Here is a 24,938-nt window from a genome sequence, read left to right on the forward strand (position 1 = left end):
CGGACAAGTCCGCTCCCACAAAAGCACGATTACTTGAGTTCTGCAGGACCGGGGTATAACGCTGGCGCGGAGCGTTGGCACGGAAATCAATAAACAACTACTTATCCGAATGCCCCTGCGCCATCGCCACCACCACTTTGCGTTTGCCGGTGAACGGTGCGCGGGAGTGGGCGGTGAGCATGTTGTCGAGCATCAGTACGTCGTTTTCCAGCCATGGGAAGCTGACGGTGCAGTCGTCGAGCACGCCACGAATTTCGTCCAGCAGGCTTTCTTCGAGGGGTGAGCCGTCGCCGTAGTAAACATTGCGCGGCAGGTCTTCTTCATCCACGACATCCAGGAGGGTTTCGCGCACTTCCGGTTGCAGGTTGGAGATGTGGAACAGGTGCGCCTGATTGAACCAGACGGTATCGCCGGTCACTGGATGACGGGACACGGCCTGGCAGATCTGTCGGGTGCGCAGTTCGCCGTCGTCTTTCCATTCGCACTCGATGTTGTGCGCCCGGCAGTAGGCTTCGACCACGGACTCATCTTCGGTATTGAATACCTGACTCCATTCCACATCGAGCCCGTTGCCGTAGTTACGCACGTACATCAGCTTCTTTTCGATGAAGCGATCACGAATACGCGCCGGAATGCGCCGGTAGATCTCACGGCTGTCGGCAATCGGCGTTTCGCCACCGGTCTGCGCCGCGATCATGCTGTAGAACCAGATCTTCATCGGCCAGTCCAGCGTGTAGGCCTGCTCGTTGTGCAACGGGATGCTCTGATGCGCCGGGTATTCGGTGGAGGTATACACACCCTTGGTCACGTTACTGCGCGGCGTGGAGCCAAACTCGTAGTTGAGCAGCGGATCGCCGAAACCGGCAGCGAACTCACGAAACGCTTCCGCACCGCCGACGTCGAAGCCGCGAAACAGAATGCCGCCCGCGCTGTACAGGTGCGCGGCCACCAGTGGCTTGAGTTCGCCCAGCGCTTCCATCAAGTCCAGACCGGGTTCGGGTGCCTGTACCAGCATGGGCAAGCTGCCAGCCCCTGCAAGCAGCGGCCGGATATCCAAACTCAACGCATGACTCATGATGTCTCTCCCTTGATGGCAAAAGCGCCCGAGCCCCTGCGGCCTGGCGCAACACCAATGTCTTGAACGTATTTCGCCACGAGAAAATTAGCCGTCCAAGCCCTTTTCCTGTGCCATACGGGGGATTCCGGTAGCTCTGAAACAATTTTTTTCATTTAAACGCAAAATATTCCTACAGGAATCTCATTCTCATTCGTCTTTAATTGAATGCGAGGCTTTATATCGCCCGCGCGTACAGACAGAAGGAGTCGCTTTGCGGCTGCTTTACATCGTGAATCGAGATTGTTTATCCATGTCGAAGAAGTCCCGTTCAAAAATCTGGTTTCTCGTCCACAGCTGGCTTGCCCTGCCCATCTGGTTTTTTGTGCTGATCGTCTGTGTGACCGGCACGCTGGCGGTCATCAGCAAGGAAATCATGTGGCTGGCCAACCCGGAGATGCGTGACAACCGCCCCTCCGACGACGCCCAACGCATGAGCTTCGAGCAGATTCGCGCAACCATCGAGCGCAACGAGCCGGACCTCATCGTCGGTACGATCATGCAGCCTGACGGCGATTACTTCGCCCTGAGCGTGTTCGTCACCTACCCGGACGGCCGCTCGGTGCCGGCTTACGTCAACCCTTACACCGGGGTGATTCAGGGCCTCACGCCGTCGTTCGACTTCCGCCGCTTCACCCGCGCGCTGCACGGTTGGTGGCTGGTGCCGTTCACCAATGGCTATTCGTGGGGCTGGTACCTGGTGTCGATTCTCGGCCTGCCCCTGCTCGCGTCGCTGGTGACCGGGCTGGTGGTCTACAAGAAATTCTGGCGCGGTTTTTTCAAGCCGGTACGCTTCAGCCAGGGCCCGAGAATTTTCTGGGGCGACCTGCATCGCCTCAGCGGCGTGTGGTCGATCTGGTTCATCGCGGTGATTTCCATCACCGGCACGTGGTTTCTGATTCAGGCGATTCTTGGCGATAACCAGATCAGTATCTCGAGCAAATCCCAGGTTGCCTCGATCATTCCACACAGCGCCGTGCCGCTGACTGCCGACGGCCGCCCGGCACCGACCATCAGTCTGGAAAAGGCCGTGGAAATCGCCAAGGAGCGAATTCCAGGTCTTGAAGCCAGCTTCATCACTCCGCCCTTCAATGCCTACAGCAACATGCAGGTTGGCGGGCGCAGCTGGTATCCGCTGATGTTTCAGACCGCCGAAATCAACCCGTACAGTGGCGAAATCGCAGCGTCACACCTGTTGTCGGACCGCAACAAGCTGGAGTTCGTCACCGAATCCATGCGCCCGCTGCACACCGGCGACTTCGGCGGTATCTGGATCAAGCTGATCTGGGCGTTCTTCGGCCTGCTGTTGAGCATGATGGTGCTCAGCGGGTTGCTGATCTGGAGCAAGCGCACCGCGCTGGCGACGCTCAATGCCCTCAAGCGTGAGTCCAGAACCAGCCCGGCCACCTTCACCCCGGCATCGACTCCGGACACCACCCGCTCGCCACTGGCGACCCGCACCCCGGAGAACAGCCTGTGAGCAAAGCCGCTGTTGCACAACCTGCATCGTCGCTGAGTCGTTTCTGGCACAGATGGCGTTTCCACATCAACGTGCTGCTGGTGCTGATTCCGCTGGGCTTCATGCCCAAGTACTTCTCCGACAACGCGCTGGATCGCGGCGATCAGGGCCTTGGCCAACGCGACGTCGGCGAGATTCAGGTCGGCCCGTGGAGCCTGCGTCTGGCCGAAGACCGTAACGAAGCCCCGCGCCTGTCCGGCCCGTCGGGCTACATGAAAAGCTTCAATGCCGCGCTGTGCAACGCCTGCATCGACCGGGTCAAGGCCACTTACCTGCGCATCGGCAAACCACGCAGCCTGCGCACCGCCGGGGTTATTTTCTTTGGCGGTGGCTACCGCATGAGTGCGTTCATGCAGATTCCCGAAAACACCAGCCCCGACTCAGACCTGTGGATCACCATGGAAGGCTGGGACGGCGCCGTGCATCAGACTTCCATTCCGCTGCAACAGGCTTCGCCCACCACCGTGGCGTGGCTGAAAAAACAAGGAGCCAAACCATGAGTGCCCGCCCTTCCCTGCGCTGGCTGACGGCCAGTGCCCTGTGCCTGCTTGGCTTGAGTGGCAACGCACTGGCGCACAACCCGATGTGCGAATGCAAACAGATCGACAACGAGCAGATTCGCTGCACCGGCGGTTTTTCCGACGGCAGTGGTGCGCCGGGCGTGACCCTCGACGTGATCGGCTATGACGAAACCATTCTGGTACCCGGCAAGCTGGGTGAGGATTCGACCGTGACCTTCAAGCGTCCGGCTTCCGAGTTCTATGTGCTGTTCGATGCCGGCCCCGGCCATGTGGTGGAAATCGATCAGGCGGACATCCCCAGCCCATGAGTGCGCCAACCCGACAAATCGTCCGCCCGGCCGGCGCCGGGCATGAAACCCTGTACGTCCTGCTGCTGTGCCTGCTGATCCTCGGTGTCGCGGCCGGAGTCGTCAGCCTGCACCGTGATACTCAGGAAACACACAGCCTTGCCAGCCATCAACTTGATGCGCGACGTGACCTGACCGCTGCCGAACAAGGCATCTACGCCGACCTGCGCGTGACCCTCGACGAAATTCGCCTGCTGGCAACCGAACAGCAAACCCCTGTTACCCCGCAACAACTGGGTGACGAGGGCTTTGCGCCGTTCGCCCAGGACGCCAGTTCGGTGAGCCGTGGCGGTCACATGTGGCAAATGGTCGAGCAGTCCTATCTGGGCCTGAGCCAGACGCCGAACGTGGCCGGCTCGTTTCTGATGCGCATCGATTCGGACAACCAGCCTGACATCTGGATCAACCGCAGCGCCTCGATCGCACCTGTCAGCGACCTCGGCGACAAAGCCCTGGTCGACGCGGGCTGGAAACAGGTCGTCGCGCAATTCGATGCTGGTGTAACCCGTCAGCACCCACACTGAAACTTCGCATTCCTTTGAAAGAAGACCGCTTGCCCATGCCTATTTCATTCAAACGCCGTCCCTTGCTGCGCGTCCTGTTGGCAGGGTTGTTTGCCGCCCTGCTGGCACCGTCCAGCTACGCCGCCGACCTAGCCAAGCGCCTGCGCATCGGCATCACGCTGCACCCGTATTACAGCTACGTGAGCAATATTGTCGGTGACAAGGCCGACGTCGTGCCGCTGATCCCGGCCGGTTTCAACCCGCATGCCTACGAACCGCGCGCCGAGGATATCAAGCGCATCGGTTCGCTGGACGTGATCGTGCTCAATGGCGTCGGCCACGACGATTTCGCCGACCGCATGATCGCCGCCAGCGAAACGCCGAACATCAAGACCATCGAAGCCAACGCCGACGTGCCGTTGCTGGCTGCCACCGGGGTTGCAGCACGCGGCGCAGGCAAGGTGGTCAACCCGCACACCTTTCTGTCGATCAGCGCGTCCATCGCCCAGGTCAACAACATCGCCCGCGAGCTGGGCAAGCTGGACCCGGACAACGCCAAAACCTACACCGCCAACGCCCGCGCCTATGGCAAGCGACTGCGGCAGATGCGCGCCGACGCCCTCGCCAAACTGACCAAGGCCCCCAACGCCGACCTGCGCGTGGCCACGGTACACGCCGCCTACGACTACCTGCTGCGTGAATTCGGCCTGGAAGTGACAGCAGTGGTGGAACCGGCAAATGGCATCGAGCCCAGCCCGAGCCAGTTGAAAAAGACCATCGACCAACTGCGCGAACTGGACGTGAAGGTGATCTTCTCGGAGATGGATTTCCCGTCCACTTACGTCGACACCATCCAGCGTGAATCCGGGGTCAAGCTGTACCCGCTGTCACACATTTCCTATGGCGAATACACCACCGACAAGTACGAGAAGGAAATGGCCGGCAACCTCGACACCGTGGTGCGGGCCATTCAGGATTCGGGCACATGACTGTCGCGCAGAACCTCGACATCGTCAGCCAGGGGCCAAGCATCGAGTTCAACCAGGTGAGCCTGACCCTGGGCCGCACAACGATTCTCGACCGCGTGCATTTCAACGTGCGCGCTGGCAGCGTACACGCGCTGGTCGGGCCGAACGGCGGCGGCAAAAGCTCGCTGATCAAGACCCTGCTCGGGCAGACACCGCATCAAGGCCAATTGAGCCTGCAATGGCCTGCCGCGCCGGGCCTGATTGGCTATGTGCCGCAGGCGCTGGAGTTCGATCGCGGCCTGCCGATGACCGTCGACGATTTCATGGCTGCCATGTGCCAACGACGCCCGGCGTTTATGGGCTTGTCGAAACACTACGCGGCAGCAATCGGCGATGCGCTGGAACGGGTCGGCATGCAGGACAAGCGCAAGCGGCGCATGGGCGCGTTGTCCGGTGGTGAGCGGCAGCGTGTGCTGCTGGCGCAGGGGCTGATTCCTGCGCCGCAATTGCTGGTGCTGGATGAGCCGATGTCGGCTCTGGATGAAGCAGGGATTCAAGTCTTCGAGCCCCTGCTCGGTGACTGGCACCGAAGCGGTATCACCGTGCTGTGGATCGAGCACGATCTGGATGCGGTGCGGCGTCTGGCGGATCAGGTGACCGGGCTCAATCGCCGCGTATTGTTCGACGAGCCTGCCGCCACGGCACTGACTCCGGAACGCCTGCTGACGTTGTTTTCTGCTCATCCGCGCACTGCCGATGCTGTTAACGGGAGCGTCGCGTGATGGATTACGAAACGTTTCGTCTGTTCATTCAGGGCCTCGCCTCATCCGGCTATCTGCCCGAAGCGCTGGCCTATGGCTTTGTGGTCAACGCCCTGCTTGCGGGCCTGTTGATCGGCCCGGTGCTGGGCGGTCTGGGCACGCTGGTAGTGGTCAAGCGCTTTGCGTTCTTCTCCGAAGCGGTGGGCCATGCGGCACTGACCGGCGTGGCCATCGGCATTCTGCTCGGCGAGCCGTACACCGGGCCTTATGGCGCGCTGTTCGGCTATTGCCTGCTGTTCGGTATCGTCCTCAACTACCTGCGCAACCGCACCGGACTGGCACCGGACACACTGATTGGCGTGTTCCTCTCGGTGTCCCTGGCGCTCGGCGCAAGCCTGCTGCTGGTGCTGGCCGGCAAGATCAACGTGCACATTCTGGAAAACGTGCTGTTCGGCTCGGTACTGACTGTCAACGGCAATGACCTGCTGGTGTTGCTGATCGTTGGTTCGCTGGTCATGGGCCTGAGCCTGCCGTTGTACAACCGCATCATGCTGGCCAGCTTCAATCCGCAACTGGCTGCGGTGCGCGGCGTGGCAGTGAAGGCGCTGGATTACCTGTTCGTGATTCTGGTCACACTGATCACCGTTGCCGCCGTGAAAGTCATCGGCGCGATTCTGGTCGGTGCGTTGCTGGTGATTCCAGCGGCGGCGGCACGCCTGTTGAGCCAGTCGCTGAAAGGCTTTTTCTGGATTTCAGTGGCCATCGAAACCGTCAGCACCTTGTGCGGCATTCTGCTGCCTATCGTCTTCGACCTGCCTGTGCCGTCCTGCGCGGCGATCATTCTGGTGGCTGGCGTTGCCTTTGCCCTGGCCGCCATCGCCCGCGGCACGCTGCCCGCCCTGAAAGGGAATATTGGATAAATGCCTACTTTACGTACATTGACCATGGCGCTGGCCATGACCGGCCTGTTCAGCAACAGCCTGTATGCCGCCGATGCCAAAGCCGACAGCGCTCAACCGGTACGGGTGCTGGCCAGCCTGCCGATTACCTACGGGCTGGGAGAAATTCTGCTCAAGGACAGCGGTGTCATGCTGGAACGCGCTGCCGCGGCCAACCTGCCCGGCTCGCGCCAGACTGCTTACTTTACAGGGCGCGGTGCCGACGCATTGCGCGGCTTGGCGAACAACGCCGACGCGGTAATCGGCTTGCGTTCGATCTGGGCCGATGACCCGCTTTACCCGAACGCACGCCGCAGTAATATTCGCATCGTCGAAATTGATGCAGCCCGCCCGGTGGACGGTGGTTTACCGGGGATTGCCGTGCAGCCGGGCCAGGGCACTGACGGGCTAAACAGTCAGCCGTGGCTGGCGAGCAACAACATGGGGCGCATGGCCGATGTGCTGGCGGCGGACCTTGTGCGCCTGGCGCCGAGCGCAAAGCCGAAGATCGAGTCCAATCTGGCGGCGTTCAAGCAGCAACTGCTCAAGCTGAGTGCCAGCAGCGAAGCGGCACTGGCCGGTGCCGACAATTTAAGTGTGGCGAGTTTGTCAGACCGCTTCGGCTACCTGATCAGCGGGCTGAATCTGGAGCTGATCGACAGCCAGGTGCTGACCGACGAACAGTGGACGCCCGAGGCATTGAGCAAACTGAGCGCTACCCTCAAGGATAACGACGTGGCGCTGGTGCTTGATCATCGTCAGCCGCCAGAACCGGTGAAGTCTGCAATTGAAGCGGCAGGCAGCACGTTGCTGGTGCTGGGGATTGATGGCGCTGATCCGCTGGCGGAGTTGCAGGGGGATATTCAGGGGGTTATCGAGGTGCTGGCTGGCAAGGGGTGAGCTTATCGTTGCTCACGCTCCAGCGTGGGGAATGCAGGTCGCGACGCTCTGCGTCGCACGATAGTCAGTTGCGGAGCGTCGCACGATAGTCAAGGCTGTACAGGCCTCTTCGCGAGCAAGCTCGCTCCCACAGGACTTGTGTATAACACTCAATCAGGCCGTCTGGGCTTCCATTTTCTGGCGCAGGCTCAGGGGGCGCATGTCGGTCCAGACTTCATCGATGTAGGCCAGGCACTCTTTCTTGAAGCCGCTTTTGCCAACGGTGCGCCAGCCGTTGGGGATGGCTTTGTAGTCGGGCCAGATCGAATACTGTTCTTCGTGGTTGACCACAACTTGAAAGACGATGTCTTCCCGATCGAATACTGAAGTCATTGCTGCTCTCCGTGTTGGTTCAGTGCTGCTGTGCCAATTCATGGCAGCTATAGGGATTGAACGTATCGCTACGTCGAAAAATTAAAGCTGTGCGACAGCGGCGTTGAGTGCGCGACCAAAGATTTCGGCCACTTCGTCGACCTGCTCGGCGGTGATCACCAGCGGTGGCAGGAAGCGCACCACGCTGCCGTGTCGACCACCCAGTTCCAGAATCAGCCCGCGCTTGAGGCATTCGCGCTGGACCAGCGGGGCCAGACGGGCAAATACCGGCGGATGACCCTGCGCATCGCGCACACCGGCCGGATCGACCAGCTCGACACCCAGCATCAGCCCGCGCCCGCGAATATCGCCCAGTTGCGGGAAGTCACGCTGCAAGGCATGCAAGTGCCTGGACAGACGCGCGCCCATCGCCGTCGCGTGCTCGCAAATATTGTGTTCCTGAAGATAGCGCATTACCGCCGAACCGGTAGCCATCGCCATCTGGTTGCCACGGAAAGTTCCGGCGTGGGCGCCCGGCAGCCAGGTGTCGAGCCATGACCGATAAACCACCACCGCCAGCGGCAGGCTGCCGCCGATCGCTTTGGACATGACCACGACGTCCGGGATGATCCCGGCGTGTTCGAAGGCGAACATCTTGCCGGTGCGGGCAAAACCGCTCTGGATTTCATCGACAATCAGCGCCACACCGGCCTTTTCAGTAATACGCCGTACGCCGCGCAACCAGTCAAGGTCAGCAGGAATGACTCCGCCCTCGCCCTGCACCACTTCAAGAATGACCGCTGCAGGCAACTGCACACCGGCTTCCGGGTCGTTGAGCAGGTTCTCCAGATAATGCAGGTTGGCACGCACGCCCTGTTCGCCGCCAAGCCCGAACGGGCAGCGGTAATCATAGGGGTACGGCAGAAACTGCACGCCAGTGCCGAGCAACGCGCCGAGCGGCTTTTTCGGCCCCAGGCTGCCCATCAGGCTCAACGCGCCCTGGCTCATGCCGTGATAACCGCCCTGAAACGACAGTACCGTACTGCGTCCCGTGGCAGTGCGTACCAGTTTCAACGCGGCTTCCACCGCATCGGTGCCGGTCGGGCCACAGAACTGAATCTTCGCGTCATCGGCCAGCGCTGGGGGCAACAGACCGAAAAGGTCCTGAACGAACTGGTCTTTGACTGGCGTGGTCAGGTCCAGGGTGTGCAGCGGCAACTCATCGCTGATCACCTGCTGAATCGCTTCGATGATCACAGGATGGTTATGCCCCAATGCCAGCGTGCCCGCACCTGCCAGGCAATCGATGAAGCGCCGCCCTTCGACGTCCTCGACGTGAATGCCCTTGGCTCGCTTGAGCGCCAGCGGGATGCGCCGCGGGTAACTGCGCGCATTGGATTCCTGGCGATTTTGCCGGGCCAGCAATGGCGACTCTTCGAATTGATAGAGCGTTTCAGCCGCTGCCGGGGCAACCCGTGTCAACTGATCATCGATAAGCCTGGTAGCAACTGACATCTGTGCAACCCTCAATACGCTGGTTGAATGACCTGATGCATGACGGTTGGCCATGCGGGTTCAGGCGTTTATTCCTTCCCTTGAAAACGCGCCAGCGAGCTGCGGATTTACACCCGGTAACGAGTTTTTTATCCGCAACGCCAGCGCGCCGACGAGAGGCCGATCAGAGCCCTTCCAGTTCCGCCATCAAGTCCGCCAGACGGTCGAATTTCTGCTCGTCAACCTGCGCTCCGCCAAGGCTTTGCAGATGCTCGGCCAACGCCTGAACGGTGTTGAATTCGAACATCGCCCGCAATGGCACGTTGCGCTGCAACAGCTTCTGCGCACGGGTGACGACCTGGGTAGCGAGCAGCGAGTGCCCTCCCAACTCGAAGAAGTTGTCGGTAATGCCCACCCGCTCGACCTTGAGCACATCGGCCCAGATGGTCGCCAGTTGCTGCTCCATCTCGGTCTGCGGCGCGAGGTATTCCTGCTGCGCCTGACTGACGTCCGGCGCAGGCAAGGCCTTGCGGTCAAGCTTGCCGTTCGGCGTCAGTGGCATGGCCTCCAGAATCACCAGATGCGCAGGCACCATGTAGTCCGGCAGGCTGGCTTTGAGGTGGTTTTTCAGCTCGTCTCGTAGCGCATCGGGATCCTGCGTGGCAGCGCTTGACACCAGATAGGCCGCCAGCACTTTGCCCAGCGGACCGTCGACGTCCAGCACCACCGTCTCGCGGATCGCCGAATGCTCCAGCAAGCGGGTTTCGATTTCGCCCAGCTCGATGCGATAACCGCGAATCTTCACCTGATGGTCGACCCGGCCGACGTATTCCAGCACGCCGTCCTTGCGCCGCCGCGCCAGGTCACCGGTGCGGTATAGACGCTCGCCCGGTGCACCGAACGGATGCGGCACGAACACCGGCACGCTGCGCCCAGCGGCACGAGGTCCAGCGCTTCGTCGAGCAGGTACAGGCGGTTGTTGTCGGTCGGCGAACCGATCGGCAGATAAGCGCTGCGTGTGGACGCTGCATCAACGCGGAAGAACGCCACGTCGTCGGAACACTCAGCCGGGCCGTAGGCATTCACCAGACCGATCTGCGGGTAGCGTTGCAGCCACTGGCTGGCCAGCTCGGGCGGCATGGCTTCGCCGGTCGGCAGCATCCAGCGCAGGCTGTCGAGCGTTGCCTGTTGCTCGGCGAGCAGGCCGGTTATCAGCGACGGCACGCTTTCCAGCACGCTGATGCGCTGGGCCTGCACATGCGCCAACAAGGCCTGCGGGTCGCGGGCGATGTCGTTCGGCACAATGTCCACCCGCGCGCCAAACAGCGGCGCAGCGAGGAACTGCCAGACCGAGATGTCGAAACTCTGCGAAGCGGTCTGGGCGATGACATCTCTTTCGCTCAGGCTCAGGTACGGCACCTTGCTCAACTGGTTATTGAGCATGCCGCGCTGCTCGACCATTACGCCCTTCGGCAGCCCGGTGGAGCCGGAGGTGAAGATCACGTAAGCGAGGTTGTCCGGTGCGCTGTAGCGGCCGGGGTTGTGCTGCGCTGATTCGCGCTGCTGCACAGTTTCCCAGACCAGCAACTGCGGACGAGCGGACTCGGGCAGCGCTTCAAGTAGCGCCCTGCCCTGTTCCAGACATTGCGCGCTGCACACCAGCAGCGGCGTGCCGCTCTGGCCGATGATGCCGCTCAGTCGCGAATCGGGCAGCGCCGGGTCCAGCGGCAGGTAACCGCCACCAGCCTTGAAGCTGCCGATGATCATGCCCGGCAGTTCAACGCCACGCTCGGCGAGCAAGGCAACCGGCTGATCGAAACTGACACCGGCCTCGATCAGGGCATGGCCCAGACGGTTGCTGGCGGTATTCAGCTCGGCATAGCTGAGCTGGCGATCCAGGCAACTGACCGCAATGCGCTGCGGATGTGCTTCGACCTGCGCTTCGAACAGTTCGACGTAGCTTTTATCCAGCGGGTACGCGTGCTCGCTCTGGTTGCAGCCCTCGATCAGGAACGTGCGCTCCTGCTCGCTGACCAGTGCCAGTTCGCTCATGTCGCCGTGGAAGCCCTCGATCAGTGCCAGCAGCAGACGCTTGAACTCGCCGAGCATGTTCTGCACGGTGGACTCATCGAAATAACGCTGGTCGTAAGACAGATGCAGGCCCAGATCATCGCCCGGATAGCAGACGGCCGTCAGCGGATAGTTGGTGTGGGTGCGACCGGAATCCGACGTGGCGTTGAGGCTTTGCGCACGGTCGAGCACCGAAACTTCCACCGGCGCGTTCTCGAACACGAACAGGCTGTCGAACAGCGGCTGGCCTTTGGGCAGTTCGCTGTTTTCCTGAATGGTCACCAGCGGCAGGTATTCGTACTCGCGCAGTTGCATGTTGCTGTCCAGCAACTGGCTCAGCCACTGGCGCACGCTGCAACGCTGATCGTCGCCGGGCATGCCGACGCGCAGCGCGATGGTGTTGATGAACAGCCCAACGGTGCGCTGCATTTGCGGCAGTTCCACCGGACGACCGGCCACCGTGACGCCGAACACCACGTCGCGATCACCGCTCATACGCCGCAGGGTCAATGCCCACGCTGCCTGGGCGAAGGTGTTGACGGTCAGTTGATGCTGCTGCGCCAGCTCGCGCAGTCGTGCGCCGTCGCGCTCATCGAGGCGGGTGTAGCAATCGCCCACGACCATGCCGCCGCTGTCGCCCGCATGTTCACGCAGGAACGGCCGGTCGCTGGGGATCGGCGTCGGTCGTTCGAAGCCGCGCAGGTTGTCTTGCCACCAGTCACGCGCCTGCGTCAGGCCACGGCGTTGCAGCCAGCCGATGTAGTCGCGATAACGCGGTGCAGGCGTCAGTTGTGCTTCACGACCTTCGCCCAGCGCAGTGTAGATATCGAAGAAGTCATTCATCAGCAGCGAACGACACCAGGCATCGATGAGGATGTGGTGGTTGCTCATCATGAACCAGTAGCGCGCTTCATCGACGCGAATCAGGCGCAGGTGGAACGGCGGCTGATCGAGCAGATTGAAACCGGCCTCGCGCTCGGACTTAAGCAAGGCCTGCAAACGCGGCTCCTGCTGGTCCTGCGGCACATCACGCCAGTCCAGATAATCAATCGGCGTGCTACCCGGCTTGTGGATGACCTGCAGCATGGTTTCGCCAATGTCCCAGCAGAACGACGCACGCAGCGCTTCATGACGGGCGATCACCGCCTGCCAGGCCTGGGCGAAACGCTCTGGATCGAGCGCGCTGTTGATGCGATAACGGTCCTGCATGTAATACAGGCCGGTGCCCGGTTCCAGCAGGGTGTGCAGCAGCATGCCCTCCTGCATTGGTGTCAGCGGGTAGACGTCCTCGATGTGCGTCGCAGCGACCGGCAGTGCGTCGAGTTGCGCCTGATCCAGATCGGCCAGCGGGAAGTCCGAAGGCGTCAGGCCACCGCTGCCATCGCTCAGGCAATGGGCAATCAGCGCCTGCAACCGGGCCAGGTAATCCTGCGCCAGCGCTTCGATGGCGGCGGGTTGATAACGCTCGGCACTGAAAGTCCAGCGCAGCAGCAGTTCGCCGCCATACACCTGGCTGTCGATGCTCAGCTCGTTGGGCAGCGGCGCATGCGGATCGTGGGCCGCGCCCGCTGACTCTTCCAGCGGACGGAACAACGCATCGCTGGCGAAGCTCTGGTCGAACTGACCGAGGTAGTTGAAGGTGATCGGTGCCACCGGCAGCGCCTGCATGGCGGCTTTGCTGGCACTGTCGGCCAGATAGCGCAGCACGCCATAGCCCAGGCCTTTGTGCGGCACCTGACGCAGCTGCTCCTTGATCGCCTTGATCGACTCCCCCGGCGCTGCATCGCCAGCCACTGCTGGCGTGAGGCGCAGCGGATAAGCGCTGGTGAACCAGCCGACCGTGCGGGTCAGGTCGATGTCGTCAAACAGGGTTTCGCGGCCGTGCCCTTCCAGCTGGACCAGCGTCGATGGTTGCCCGCTCCAGCGGCAGACCACTTGCGCCAACGCCGTCAGCAACAGGTCGTTGACCTGAGTGCGGTATGCGCTGGGTGCCTGTTGCAGCAGTTGTCGGGTACGTTCAGCATCCAGCCGCACGCTGACGGTTTGCGCATGACGATTCTGCTGCCCGCCCTGCGGGTTGTGGCACGGCAACTGCGCCACAGGACCGCCAAGCTGACGCTGCCATACGTGCAGCTCTTCACGTAACGATTCGTTACCCGCGTAGGCCTGCAAACGTGCGGCCCAATCACGGAACGCACTGGTCTTGGCGGCAAAGCGCACTGGCGTTGCTTCGCTCAACTGTCGATAGGCAGTTTGCAAATCGTCGAGCAGCACCCGCCACGAAACGCCATCGACCACCAGGTGGTGAATGACCATCAGCAGACGTTGCTGACCCTGCGGACCATCGACCAGCAAGGCGCGCAACAGCGGGCCGTTTTGCAGGTCGAGGCTGCGCTGGGTGTCGGCGTACAGCGCGGCACATTCGGCCATGTCGGCGACCTGCGCCTGTATCAACAGGGTTTCTGCCGTCACTGCACGGTGTTCAGCCTGCCATTTGCCGTTTTGCCCGGTGAAGCTCAGGCGCAGGGCGTCATGCTGTTCGAGCAGTGCACGCAATGCCTGCTCCAGCAGACGCGGGTCGAGTGCAGTGAGCGGCTCCAGCACCAGCGACTGGTTCCAGTGCTGACGCTCGGGAATCGGCGTGTCGAAGAACCAGTGCTGGATCGGCGTCAGCGCGGATGCGCCTTGCAGTAGGCCCTGTTCAGCCTGAATCAGTTCGCTGGCGGTCGCCACGGCGGCCAGGGTCTGCACGGTCTGGTGCTGGAACAGATCACGCGGGCTGAAATGAATACCCACCTGACGCGCCCGGCTGACCACCTGAATCGACAGGATCGAATCGCCGCCCAGTTCGAAGAAGTTGTCGTTGAGGCCGACTTTCTCCACGTTCAGCACCGCACACCAGATCGCTGCCAGCTGTTGCTCCAGTTCACTGGCCGGGGCTACGTAATGCTGACGATTGAGTTCCGGGTCCGGTGCAGGCAATGCGCGTCGGTCGAGCTTGCCGTTGGCGGTCAGCGGCATGCTGTCGAGCAGAATCAGGTGGGTTGGCACCATGTAATCCGGCAATTGCGCCTTGAGGTGCGACTTGAGCGACTCACGCAATTGCGCCTGCTGCTCGTCGCCCTGCCCGGCCACATCACTGACCAGATAACCCGCCAGTTGCTTGCCCGACGACGTGTCCAGCGCCAGCACCACGGCTTCGCGGATGGCCTCGTGTTCCAGCAAACGGGTTTCGATTTCCCCCAGTTCGATACGGAAGCCACGAATCTTCACCTGATGGTCGATACGCCCCAGATATTCCACCAGCCCATCGGCGCGCTGGCGCACCAGGTCGCCGGTTCGATACAGACGCCCGCCGTTGCTGGCAAACGGGTCGGCCACGAAGCGCTCGGCGCTCATGCCGGGGCGCTGATGGTAGCCCTGCGCCAGACCGGCACCGCCGATATACAGTTCGCCGCTCGCGCCCTGTGGCACCAGGGCCAGATCGGCGTCAAGAATATAGGCAACCCGCGCCCCGACCACACGACCGATCGGTACGCTGGCTTCGCCCTCTTCCAATTGCTGCGGGGCCAGGCTGGCCAACGGCATGACCACGGTTTCGGTCGGGCCATAGGCGTTGAACAACAGTTCCGGCTGGAAGACTGCGCGAATACGCTGCAAGTGTTCACCGGTCAGCGCTTCACCGCCGGTGATGTACATGCGCACCGGCAAGGTCTGGCCTTGAGTGGCCAGCCACTGCGCCAACTGGCTGCCATAGCTGGGGGTGAAGCCGAGAATATTGACCTGCTGCTGGCGAATCAGCGTGCAGATTTCTTCGGCGTCCCACTGGCCTTGGGCGCGCAATACCACGCGCGCACCGCTGAGCAGTGGCACCAGCAGGCGCTCAGTGGCGGCATCGAAGTTGATCGAATAGAAATGCAGTTCGCAGTCATCGGGCTGCATGTCGAAGCGACGAATCACCGCCTGACAATGCATGGCGATTTCACCGTGGGACACCACCACCCCCTTGGGCTTGCCGGTAGAGCCGGAGGTGTAAATCAGGTACGCCTGATGCTGCGGCAGGCTGATAAACGGCAGTTCATCGGTTGAGAAAGACGCCAGCAGCGGCTGATCGTCTTCCAGGCACCAGCGGGCCACACCGGCAGGCAGCTCGCCCAGCGCGGCAAACAGCGCACGGTCGCTCAACAGCAGGCCGACGCCGCTGTCTTCGATCATGTAGTGCAGGCGTTCCAACGGATATTCCGGGTCCAGTGGCACGTAGGCACCACCGGCCTTGAGGATCGCCAGCAGGCCGACAACCATATCCAGCGAACGCGGCAGCGCCAGGCCGACGCGAACCTGCGGGCCGACGCCGCGCTGGCGCAGCATTCCGGCCAGTTGGTTGGCGCGGGCGTCCAGCTCGGCGTAGCTCAGGGTTTCCCCGGCAAAGGTCAACGCAGGCGCATCTGCGCGCAGCCGGGCCTGCTCGGCGAACAGGCTGTGAATGCACTGATCAAGCCGTTGTTCGCCGGCTTCGACGCCCAGGCTGTCGAGCAGTTGCTGACGTTCGGCGTCCTGCAACAGCGGCAGTTCACTGAGGCGCTGTTGCGGGTCGGCGAGCAGTGCTTGTAGCAGGTTCAGCCAGTGCCCGGCCATTTGCGCAATGCGCGGCTCGTCGAACAGATCGGTGCTGTAGGTCAGGCAGCAACCCAAGCGGTGATCCAGCTCAGTGACCTCCAGGTTGAGGTCGAATTTGGTGGCACGCGCATCGTTGACCAGATAGTCAACGGTCATGCCCGCCAGCTCGCGACTTTGCTGGAATTCCCAGCGCTGCACGTTGCACATCACCTGGAACAGCGGGTTGTAGGCCGCGCTGCGTGGCGGTTGCAGGGCTTCGACCAGATGATCGGACGGCAGGTCCTGATGCGACTGGCCTTCAATGACGGTGTGACGAACCTGTTCGAACAGCTGCGCAACGCTCATTTGCCCGTCAAGCTGCACGCGCAGCACCTGGGTGTTGAGGAACGCGCCGATCAGCCCTTCGCTTTCCGGACGGATGCGGTTGGCCACCGGAGCACCGATGCGCAGGTCATTCTGGCCGCTGTAACGGTAGAGCAGCACAGCCAGTGTGGCGGTCATGGTCATGAACAGGGTCAAGCCATTGCGGGCGTTGAACGCGCGGACTTTGGCGGCCAGTTCGGGATTCAGGTCGAAACGGTACAGTTCGCCCTGATGGCTTTGTACCGCTGGGCGTGGCCGGTCAGCGGGCAGTTCCAGCAGCGGATGCTCGTTACCCAACTGCGCGGTCCAGTAATCCAGCTGGCGCTGGCGCTCGCCCGCCTCCATCCACTGACGCTGCCAGACACTGTAATCCAGATATTGCACCGCCAGCGGTTCCAGCGGTGACGGCTTGCCTTGCAGAAATGCTTCGTAGAGCAGGCCCAGTTCGCGAGCGAAAATGTCCATCGCCCAGCCTTCGGTGACGATGTGGTGCAGGGTCAGAACGAAGTAATGCTCAAAATCAGCCGCCTTGACCAGACAGACACGCAGCAGCGGACCGGTCTCCAGATCAAAAGGCTGATGCGCCTCGCTGTCGGCCAGTGCCTGAAGGCGCTGCTGACGAAGCTCGGCAGGCAGCGCTGAGTAATCCTGCCATTGCACGCGCAGGCCGGTCTGTTCACTGACCTTCTGGCACGCTACGCCGTTGACGCTCGGGAAGGTGGTGCGCAGGGTTTCGTGGCGCAGGATCAAGGCTTGCAGCGCGGCTTCGAAACGTTCGATATCGAGCACGCCGTTCAGTCGAGCCATGCCGCCGACGTTGTACGCCGGGCTGTCCGGTTCCATCTGCCAGAGGAACCACATGCGCTGTTGCGAATAGGACAGCGGCACCGCCTGACGGCGGTCGACGCGGGCAATCGGCTGCAGGCTGCTGCGTTCGCCGGACAGCTGAATGGTTTGAACCTGTTCGACGAAGGCGCCCATCTCGCTGGCTTCGAACAGCGCACGCAACGGCAAATCGATATCGCAGGCCTGACGCACGCGGGAAATGATCTGCGTGGCCAGCAACGAGTGCCCGCCCAGCTCGAAAAAGTCGTCGCGCAGGCCGACGCGCGGCACGCCCAGCACCTGGCGCCAGACAGCGGCGATCTGCTTTTGCAGGTCGGTTTGCGGCTCGACATGCTCGCGAGTCTGCCATTGCGGCTCGGGCAAGGCGCGTCGATCCAGCTTGCCACTCGGGCTCAGCGGCATGCTGTCGAGGCGCACCAGCTGCGCCGGGACCATGTAATCCGGAAGTTCCAGAGCCAGCGCCGATTTGATGCGCTCGGCCTGAACGTCCTGCCCGATTTCGACCGTGTAATAACCGATCAGTTGCGGGCCCGCAACGGTTTCGCGCACCAGCACGGCAGCATGACCGACGCCCGGCTGGGCCAGCAGACGGGCTTCGATTTCCTGCGGTTCGACGCGGAAGCCACGCAGTTTGACCTGCTGATCCAGACGCCCAAGGTATTCCAGCGCACCGTCAGCGGCCCAGCGCACCAGGTCGCCGGTGCGGTACAAGCGCTCACCCGGCTGGCCCAGCGGATCGGCGATAAAGCGCTCGGCGGTCAGGCACGGACGATTCAGGTAGCCACGCGCCAAGCCGATGCCACCGATGCACAGTTCCCCGGCAACCCCGCGCGGCAGCGGGTTGAGCTCGCTGTCCAGCACCCGGCACAGCACGTTACCCAGCGGACGGCCAATCGGCGAACGCAGGCCGTCGCTAACCTGACATTGCCAATGGGTTACGTTGATCGCAGTTTCGGTTGGCCCGTAACGGTTGTGCAGTTGTACGCCCGGCAGATGCTCCAGCACCCGGTTGCGCAGTTCGCTCGGCAACGCTTCGCCGCCAGAGAACAGGCGACGCAAGCTGGTGCATTGCTGCGCCAGCGGCTCGTCGACAAACAGCTGCAACAGGGGCGGCACAAAGTGCAGCGTGGTCACACCGTGCTCGTTGACCAGTTGCGCGATGCGATGCGGGTCGCGGTGTTCGCCGGGGCCTGCCAGTAGCAGGCGGCAACCGGTAATCAGCGGCCAGAAGCATTCCCAGACCGACACGTCAAAGCTGATCGGTGCCTTCTGCATCAGCACGTCGCTTTCATCCAGCCCATAAGTGTCCTGCATCCATTGCAGGCGCTCGGCCAGTGCCGCGTGGGTGTTGCCGACGCCTTTGGGCTGACCGGTGGAGCCGGAGGTGTAAATCACGTAGGCCAGGTTGTCGCCGTGCAGGTGCAGGCCCGGCGCGCTGACTGGCCAGTTGTCCAGGTGCAGCATGTCCATCGCAACCGTGCAGACCCCGTCTGCGCTCGGCAGGTCGCCGAGCAGATGGCTCTGGGTCAACAGCAGCTCGACGCCGCTGTCTTGCAGCATGTACGCCAGTCGTTCAATCGGGTAATCCGGGTCGAGCGGCACGTAGGCGCCCCCGGCCTTGAGTATTGCCAACAGACCGATCAACAGTTGCGGCGAACGCTCGGCGGCGATTGCCACCTTGACGTCCGGGCCGACGCCCTTGTCGCGCAGGTAATGCGCCAGACGGTTGGCCTGGGCATGCAGGCTGGCGAAATCGAGGCTGCCGCCCTCCCACACCAGCGCGATGCGTTCCGGGGTTTGCAGCGCCTGACGCTCCAGCATTTCAGGCAGCCAGACGTGTGCAGGCGTGCAGGCGGCAGCGCTCCACTGCGCCTGTTCGGCCAGCTCGTCAGCGCCAAGTAATTGCACGTCGCCCAGCGCGACCTGCGCCTGCTGACTGACCTGGGTCAGCAACTGAACGTAGTGCCGCGCCAGACGCACGATGGTGTCGCGCTCGAACAGCTCGTCGGCGTAGTCGAAGGACAGATTGAGGCGACCGTTACGGTCTTCCTCGCTGTGCAGTTGCAGGTCGAACTTGGCCTCGCGGCTGTGCCACGGCAGTTCTTCGGCGAGCAGCCCCGGCAGACGACGCAGTGCGCCGAGGTCGCGTTGCTGGTGGTTGAACATGACTTGAAACAGCCCGTGTTCGCGGGCCTGCGGAAACGCTTCGACCAGTTGTTCGAACGGCACGTCCTGATGCGCCTGAGCGTCCAGCGCGGCCTGGCGGGTCTGGGCCAGCAGTGTGGAAAACGGCAGGCGCGGATCGAGTTGCGCACGCAGCACCAGGGTGTTGATGAAGAAGCCGATCAGGCCCTGGGTTTCATGACGAGGACGGTTGGCACCGGGCACGCCGATGCGAATGTCGGTCTGCCCGCTGTAGCGATGCAACAAGGCCTGGAAGCCCGCCAGCAAGAGCATGAACGACGTCGATTGCCAGGCTTGCGCGGTGTTGCTTACGGCGGCGCTCAGCTCGGCACTCAGGCGCAGGCTGTAACGCGAAGCACTGTGCTGCTGACGTGCCGAGCGTGGACGATCAGTGCTCAACTCCAGGGTCGGCTGCTCATCGCCCAGTTGCTGCTTCCAGTAGTCGAGCTGGCGCTCGGCCTCGCCGTTTTCCAGCCATTCGCGCTGCCATTGGCCATAGTCGGCGTAACGCAGTGGCAGAGGTGCCAGTTCCAGTGGCTGCCCCTGAACTGCCGACGCGTAGAGGCGCGAGAATTCGTCGATCAGCACATTCAGCGACCAGCCATCGGCAATGATGTGGTGCAGCGTGACCAGCAACTGATGCTCGTCTTCGTCGAGTTGCAGCAACGTAACGCGCAGCAGCGGACCGTTTTGCAGATCGAACGGCAGGCGCGCCTGCTCCTCACGGATCGCCAGCGCACGGGTCTGGCGTTCTTCGCTCGGCAGATCGCTGATATCCACGGTATCGAAATGGAACTCACCGGGCGCGTCGATGCGCTGCAGGGCGACACCGTCATGCTCGTAGAAGCGCGTACGCAGCGATTCATGGCGCTCGATCAGGCGCTGGAAGCTGGTACGCAATGCCGTGGTGTCCAGTTCGCCACGCAGGTACAGGCCACCGGGAATGTTGTAGGCGCTGCTTTGCGGGTCGAGTTGCCAGAGGAACCACAGGCGGTTCTGTGCCAGCGATTGCGGCAGATGCTCGTTGCCCGGCAGGCGGACGATAGCGTTCTGCGTCTGGCTGTCGCCTTGCGATGCGGCGATTTGAAGCGCTTCGATCTGCGCAGCAAAGGCGGCCAGCGTCGGCGCTTCGAACAGCAGGCGCAGGTTCAGGTCGATGCCTAGCGTTTCACGCAACCTTGCCACGACCTGGGTGGCGACGATGGAGTTGCCGCCCAGCAGAAAGAAATGATCGTCGGCGCTGACCTGCTCACATTGCAAATGCTCGCACCAGACGCTGGCGATCTGCGCTTGCAGGTCCGATCTTGTGCCCGGAGTCCGGTTTTGAAGCGTCGTATCGTTCGCGGGAAACACCGCGTAGCTGTCCAGGCTGCCATCGGCCAGACGCGTGCGGCAGGCCGAGCGCTGCAACTTGCCGCTGGAGGTTTTGGGCAGAGCGCCCGGATTGAGCAACACCACAACGCTCGGCGCTTCTTGAAACGCCTCGGCAACGGCCTGGCGAATGATCTTTATCAGCGCCTCGGTGGACAGCATTTTCTGCACGCTGCGGCTCACTTCGGCAGCGATCCCAATGCCTTCGCTACCGTCCTGATTGACTGCGAAGGCCGCAATACGGCCTTTGCGTACTACATCGACCTCGCGCTCGACGACTTTCTCGATGTCCTGCGGGTACAGGTTGTGGCCACGGACGATCAGCATGTCTTTCAAACGACCGGTGATGTACAACTCGCCATGCCGCTGAAAGCCCAGATCGCCGGTGCGCAGCCAGGTCTGGCCGTCATGCTTGACGAACGCCTTGGCGGTGGCTTCAGGGTTGCGCCAGTAACCGTGGGCGATGCTCGGCCCGCTGACCCACACTTCGCCAATACGGTTTTCGTCCAGCACTTGCAGGGTGGCGGGGTCGGCAATCAATACGCCATGCCCCGGCTGGCCGGTGCCGCAACTCATGACCGGCTGACCGTCGCCCAACTCTGCCACATTGCGCGCCAGCGCCTGCGCATTCAAACGCAGCGAAGGAATACCCTTGCCGCGCTTGCCACCCGCCACGTACAGCGTGGCTTCGGCCAGCCCGTAGGAGGCCATGAAGCTGTCCGGCGTGAAGCCGCAACTGGCGAACTTATCGGCAAACGCATTCAGGCTGTCTTCACGGATAGGCTCGGAGCCGGAATACGCCACGCGCCAGCGACTCAGGTCGAGCCGCTCCAGCGCCGAATCACTGACCCGCGCGCTGCACAGCTGGTAGGCAAAGTCGGGCCCGCCGCTGATGGTGCCGCCGTATTCGCTGATAGCTTCCAGCCAGCGCAATGGCCGCGTGAGGAAGTAAGCGGGGGCCATAAGGATGCACGGAACGCCACTGAAAACCGGCTGCAACAAGCCGCCGATCAGGCCCATGTCGTGGTACAGCGGCAGCCAGCTGACGATCACGTCGTCCGGATTGACGTCGATGCCAAAGCCATGACGAATCAACAGTTCGTTGGCAACCAGGTTGCCATGGCTGACCTGCACGCCCTTGGGCAAGGCGGTCGAGCCCGAGGTGTATTGCAGGAACGCGATGTCGTCGGCCTGCAATTGTGGCCCCTGCCAATTGTCGGCAGACGCACTGTTCAGCGTATCGACGCAGAGCAGTTGCGGGGCATCGGCAGCAGCCAGCTCATCCATCTGCAGCAAGGCGGGCTGCAGGTCGGAACCGGTCAGTACCAGCCGTGGCTCGGCATCGGCGATGATCGACAGCAGCCGTTCCTGATGATGACGACGATTGGATTCCGGCGGGTAAGCAGGCACCGCAATGACCCCGGCGTACAGGCAGCCGAAAAACGCAGCGACATAGTCCGGCCCACTGTGAAACAGCAGAATTGCCCGATCACCCGGCACGGCTTGACGTTGCAGCGCAGCAGCGATGGTCCGCGCGCGCAGGTCCAGGTCACGGTAGGTCAACACCAGCCCCTGGTCTTTCTCGTCGGTGAGGAAACGCAGCGCCAGCCGATCCGGCATGTGCAAGGCGCGACGCTGAAGAGCCTGGGCCAGAGTGTCGGGGAGTTCAAACGCATCCATGATGGAGTTCCTGCTAGATTCGGCGTGCCAGATAAGATCTGAATTTCAAAAAAAGACACGCGCCCTGCAGAGAGGCCGCGCGCAAGGCAAACAGGGTCAACCGGCGGCCCGGTTCATTTGCCGTGAGGTGCTGTTGCGCCAGCGGGCCAGGTGCTGTTCGCAATAGCGCCGCAGCAGACGGAGCAGCTGTGTTTGCTCGTCGACCAGATAAAAGTGATGGCCCTCGAACATGTCCAAAGAGAATCCGGTGCGGGTCTCTTCCTGCCAGTCGAGCAGTTCCTCGACGCTGATGCTGTCCTGCTTGCCGCCAAATACATGGATCGGCACGCTGAGTGGCTCGCGCACGCCATACACAAAGCTGCCGCAGAGCAGAAAATCGGCGCGCAGGATCGGCAGCATCAACTGCATGAGCTCCTGATTGGCGATGACGTTTTCGCTGGTGCCCTTGAGCGTGCGCAGCCGGTCGATCAGTTGCGCATCGGTCTTGGCGGCGACGTATTCGCTGACATCGCGGCGCACCGGACCGGCAGTCGCTGATGCGAACAGCGCCAGCGGTGCGGGCAGACCGCGCTCGCGCAAGGCGTGCGCCAGCTCAAAGGCCAGCAGCCCGCCCAGACTGTGGCCAAACAACGCATAGGGCTTGTCCAGCTCGGCGCTGATTTCGTCGGCCAGACGGTTGGCCATTTGCACGATATCGGTCTGCAACGCCTCGTCCATACGCATACCGCGGCCGGGAAGCTCCAGAGACCGTACGTTCAGCCACTCCGGCAATTTGCGCCGCCAGGGGCTGTAGAACATCGCGCTGGCGCCGGAAAAAGGCAGGCAGAACAGCGTCAGGCTCACGGACGTACTCATATCTGAACCGTCCGTCTGTTGGCGCGGATGTGAAAGCGGCGTTGCGCGTGATCGAAGCGCATGGGGTTCTCCTGAGGTATTCCCTGGCCGCAACCGTGGTCGGGCCTGTCACCAATGAGAACGGATGGCGTCTGCAAATAATTAGTGGAGATGCGCGTCGCGAGAGCGCGCCTGACGAGGCCGCACTGTTAAAGTGCGCTGATTGGCTTTCGCATTTGACAATAATTATCATCAAGTCTAATTTGTTGCCCCATGTGACGGCGCTGCCCCTCCTGCGGCCCTCCCCCTCAATTGTTCAAGCAGCAAGGTGAATTCCATGACGGAACACGTAATCACAAGTAAGTGCGACTCACCATTACTCCAGGTATTCGTCGACAACTACTTGCTGCTGGTCAAAATCGCGGCGCGCATCGTGGGTTGCCGGTCCCGGGCCGAGGACGTAGCGCAGGACGCCTTTTTCAGACTGCGCTCGGCACCTCAAGCCACGCTGACTTTCAAGGCCCAGCTCAGTTACCTGTTTCAGATCGTGCGCAATCTGGCCATCGATCATTACCGCAAACAGGCGCTGGAACAGAAATACACCGGCCCCGAGGCCGAGGGGCTGAATGTGGTCATTCAGGGTGCATCGCCGGAAACCTCGCACATCAACTTCTCCAGCCTGGAGAAAATTGCCGATGCCCTGACCGAACTGCCGCCCCGCACCCGCTACGCGTTCGAGATGTACCGTCTGCACGGCGTGCCACAAAAGGACATCGCCAAGGAACTGGGTGTGTCGCCGACGCTGGTCAACTTCATGATCCGCGATGCGCTTGTTCATTGCCGCAAGGTCAACGGTGCCAACGCTGAAGCGTGATAATTCAGAAAGACAAAAAAANCGGAGCACTGGCTCCGGATTTTTTGTTTCTGCCTTGAATAGACAGTCGATCAGCGGCTGACCTGATATTCAGGCTGTACTTCCGGCATGGCCGAAGAGTGGTGGTTGAGAATCTTCCACTCGTTGCCGATGCGGTGGTAAAGGAACGAATAACGCGCCTGTACCTTGGTTTTCTTGCCGTCTGCAGCCGTCAGAGTGAAGGTGTAGACACCGTTGTCCGCAGCGGCATCAGGCCCCAGACGACGAATCTCACGGTAGTTGATCTCGCCAACCGGTTTAAGCGCCAGGAAGTGATCGAAGTAGTCGGTGATCTCTGCCGGAGTAGCACGCACCTTGTTGGAGACCGTAGGCTGCAAGACTGCGTCCTGCGCATACAACGAGGCGACTGTCTTCGAGTTACCGGTCTGCAGGGCCTTGTTCCAACGGTCAAACAGACCGGCGATTTCCTTGTCATTCACATTGCTTGGCGTCTCGGCCACCATGCGGTAGGTGTAGCCGGACGGCTCGGCAGCAGCCTGAACCATCGGTGCACTCACAGCCAGCAACAGGGCCAGGGCGGTCAATTTAGTTTTCATCGCTACTCTCCTACGGGGTATCTGTTCAGGGATTCAGTGAGTGCCACTTTGCCCTCCCCGCCACTGCGCGCCATCGGCCAACCGGGG

At 61.9% G+C, this 24,938-nt stretch carries 14 protein-coding genes and 1 pseudogene; 9 read left to right on the top strand and 6 right to left on the bottom strand.

Going from position 1 to position 24,938, the window contains the following annotated elements; translation table 11 throughout:
• Positions 1 to 97 precede the first annotated feature (97 nt).
• Positions 98 to 1,075, bottom strand: coding sequence for a TauD/TfdA family dioxygenase (locus ALO64_RS22150; RefSeq protein WP_005746825.1), 978 nt, complete (start codon positions 1,073 to 1,075; stop codon positions 98 to 100).
• Between the two features lie 292 nt (positions 1,076 to 1,367).
• On the opposite strand from ALO64_RS22150, the gene ALO64_RS22155 reads away from it, so the two are divergent.
• The 8 genes from ALO64_RS22155 to ALO64_RS22190 are packed head-to-tail and all read left to right on the top strand — an operon-like array spanning position 1,368 to position 7,571.
• Positions 1,368 to 2,594, top strand: coding sequence for a PepSY-associated TM helix domain-containing protein (locus ALO64_RS22155; RefSeq protein WP_002552924.1), 1,227 nt, complete (start codon positions 1,368 to 1,370; stop codon positions 2,592 to 2,594).
• On the top strand, positions 2,591 to 3,133 hold the full coding sequence (locus ALO64_RS22160) for a hypothetical protein (RefSeq protein ID WP_004660192.1): 543 nt from the start codon (positions 2,591 to 2,593) through the stop codon (positions 3,131 to 3,133). Before ALO64_RS22155 ends, ALO64_RS22160 begins: the two co-directional genes overlap by 4 nt.
• Complete coding sequence (locus tag ALO64_RS22165; protein ID WP_004664615.1) at positions 3,130 to 3,462, top strand: hypothetical protein; 333 nt, start codon at positions 3,130 to 3,132, stop codon at positions 3,460 to 3,462. Before ALO64_RS22160 ends, ALO64_RS22165 begins: the two co-directional genes overlap by 4 nt.
• A complete protein-coding gene (locus ALO64_RS22170; protein ID WP_044344395.1) occupies positions 3,459 to 4,025 on the top strand; it encodes a DUF6162 family protein in 567 nt (188 codons plus the stop codon). The genes ALO64_RS22165 and ALO64_RS22170 overlap by 4 nt, the downstream gene beginning before the upstream one ends.
• A 35-nt stretch (positions 4,026 to 4,060) precedes the next feature.
• Positions 4,061 to 4,993: a metal ABC transporter substrate-binding protein gene (locus ALO64_RS22175; RefSeq protein ID WP_044344396.1), complete on the top strand. Its 933-nt coding sequence runs from the start codon at positions 4,061 to 4,063 to the stop codon at positions 4,991 to 4,993.
• A complete protein-coding gene (locus tag ALO64_RS22180) occupies positions 4,990 to 5,754 on the top strand; it encodes a metal ABC transporter ATP-binding protein (protein ID WP_044344397.1) in 765 nt (254 codons plus the stop codon). The genes ALO64_RS22175 and ALO64_RS22180 overlap by 4 nt, the downstream gene beginning before the upstream one ends.
• Positions 5,754 to 6,653, top strand: a complete 900-nt coding sequence (locus tag ALO64_RS22185) for a metal ABC transporter permease (RefSeq protein ID WP_044344398.1) — start codon at positions 5,754 to 5,756, stop codon at positions 6,651 to 6,653. Before ALO64_RS22180 ends, ALO64_RS22185 begins: the two co-directional genes overlap by 1 nt.
• The gene (locus ALO64_RS22190; RefSeq protein ID WP_044344399.1) at positions 6,654 to 7,571 is read left to right on the top strand and encodes a metal ABC transporter substrate-binding protein; all 918 of its coding nucleotides are present in this window, start codon (positions 6,654 to 6,656) and stop codon (positions 7,569 to 7,571) included.
• Positions 7,572 to 7,724: 153 nt separating this feature from the next.
• Here the strand turns inward: ALO64_RS22190 and ALO64_RS22195 are convergent, their stop codons facing one another.
• The 4 genes and pseudogenes from ALO64_RS22195 to ALO64_RS22210 all read right to left on the bottom strand — a co-directional run bounded on the left by ALO64_RS22195 (position 7,725) and on the right by ALO64_RS22210 (position 23,402).
• Complete coding sequence (locus tag ALO64_RS22195) at positions 7,725 to 7,943, bottom strand: MbtH family protein (protein ID WP_044344400.1); 219 nt, start codon at positions 7,941 to 7,943, stop codon at positions 7,725 to 7,727.
• A gap of 81 nt (positions 7,944 to 8,024) precedes the next feature.
• On the bottom strand, positions 8,025 to 9,437 hold the full coding sequence (locus tag ALO64_RS22200; RefSeq protein WP_044344405.1) for an aspartate aminotransferase family protein: 1,413 nt from the start codon (positions 9,435 to 9,437) through the stop codon (positions 8,025 to 8,027).
• Positions 9,438 to 9,600: 163 nt separating this feature from the next.
• Positions 9,601 to 22,547 (bottom strand): annotated as a pseudogene (locus ALO64_RS22205) (non-ribosomal peptide synthetase).
• A 96-nt stretch (positions 22,548 to 22,643) separates the two neighbouring features.
• Positions 22,644 to 23,402, bottom strand: coding sequence for a thioesterase II family protein (locus ALO64_RS22210; protein WP_044344401.1), 759 nt, complete (start codon positions 23,400 to 23,402; stop codon positions 22,644 to 22,646).
• A 316-nt stretch (positions 23,403 to 23,718) separates the two neighbouring features.
• Between ALO64_RS22210 and ALO64_RS22215 the strand changes: the two genes are divergently transcribed.
• Complete coding sequence (locus ALO64_RS22215) at positions 23,719 to 24,255, top strand: RNA polymerase factor sigma-70 (protein WP_044344402.1); 537 nt, start codon at positions 23,719 to 23,721, stop codon at positions 24,253 to 24,255.
• A 71-nt stretch (positions 24,256 to 24,326) separates the two neighbouring features.
• Here ALO64_RS22215 and ALO64_RS22220 read toward each other — a convergent pair whose 3' ends face one another.
• Complete coding sequence (locus ALO64_RS22220; RefSeq protein ID WP_002552912.1) at positions 24,327 to 24,851, bottom strand: SgcJ/EcaC family oxidoreductase; 525 nt, start codon at positions 24,849 to 24,851, stop codon at positions 24,327 to 24,329.
• Positions 24,852 to 24,938 lie beyond the last annotated feature (87 nt).

This window comes from Pseudomonas meliae, assembly GCF_001400515.1.
Taxonomy (GTDB): domain Bacteria; phylum Pseudomonadota; class Gammaproteobacteria; order Pseudomonadales; family Pseudomonadaceae; genus Aquipseudomonas; species Aquipseudomonas amygdali.

Coding starts and splice junctions, on each gene's coding strand:
- ALO64_RS22150 (WP_005746825.1), bottom strand. CDS start 1,075: ATGAGTCATGCGTTGAGTTTGGATATCCGGCCGCTGCTTGCAGGGGCT.
- ALO64_RS22155 (WP_002552924.1), top strand. CDS start 1,368: ATGTCGAAGAAGTCCCGTTCAAAAATCTGGTTTCTCGTCCACAGCTGG.
- ALO64_RS22165 (WP_004664615.1), top strand. CDS start 3,130: ATGAGTGCCCGCCCTTCCCTGCGCTGGCTGACGGCCAGTGCCCTGTGC.
- ALO64_RS22170 (WP_044344395.1), top strand. CDS start 3,459: ATGAGTGCGCCAACCCGACAAATCGTCCGCCCGGCCGGCGCCGGGCAT.
- ALO64_RS22175 (WP_044344396.1), top strand. CDS start 4,061: ATGCCTATTTCATTCAAACGCCGTCCCTTGCTGCGCGTCCTGTTGGCA.
- ALO64_RS22180 (WP_044344397.1), top strand. CDS start 4,990: ATGACTGTCGCGCAGAACCTCGACATCGTCAGCCAGGGGCCAAGCATC.
- ALO64_RS22185 (WP_044344398.1), top strand. CDS start 5,754: ATGGATTACGAAACGTTTCGTCTGTTCATTCAGGGCCTCGCCTCATCC.
- ALO64_RS22190 (WP_044344399.1), top strand. CDS start 6,654: ATGCCTACTTTACGTACATTGACCATGGCGCTGGCCATGACCGGCCTG.
- ALO64_RS22195 (WP_044344400.1), bottom strand. CDS start 7,943: ATGACTTCAGTATTCGATCGGGAAGACATCGTCTTTCAAGTTGTGGTC.
- ALO64_RS22200 (WP_044344405.1), bottom strand. CDS start 9,437: ATGTCAGTTGCTACCAGGCTTATCGATGATCAGTTGACACGGGTTGCC.
- ALO64_RS22210 (WP_044344401.1), bottom strand. CDS start 23,402: ATGAGTACGTCCGTGAGCCTGACGCTGTTCTGCCTGCCTTTTTCCGGC.
- ALO64_RS22215 (WP_044344402.1), top strand. CDS start 23,719: ATGACGGAACACGTAATCACAAGTAAGTGCGACTCACCATTACTCCAG.
- ALO64_RS22220 (WP_002552912.1), bottom strand. CDS start 24,851: ATGAAAACTAAATTGACCGCCCTGGCCCTGTTGCTGGCTGTGAGTGCA.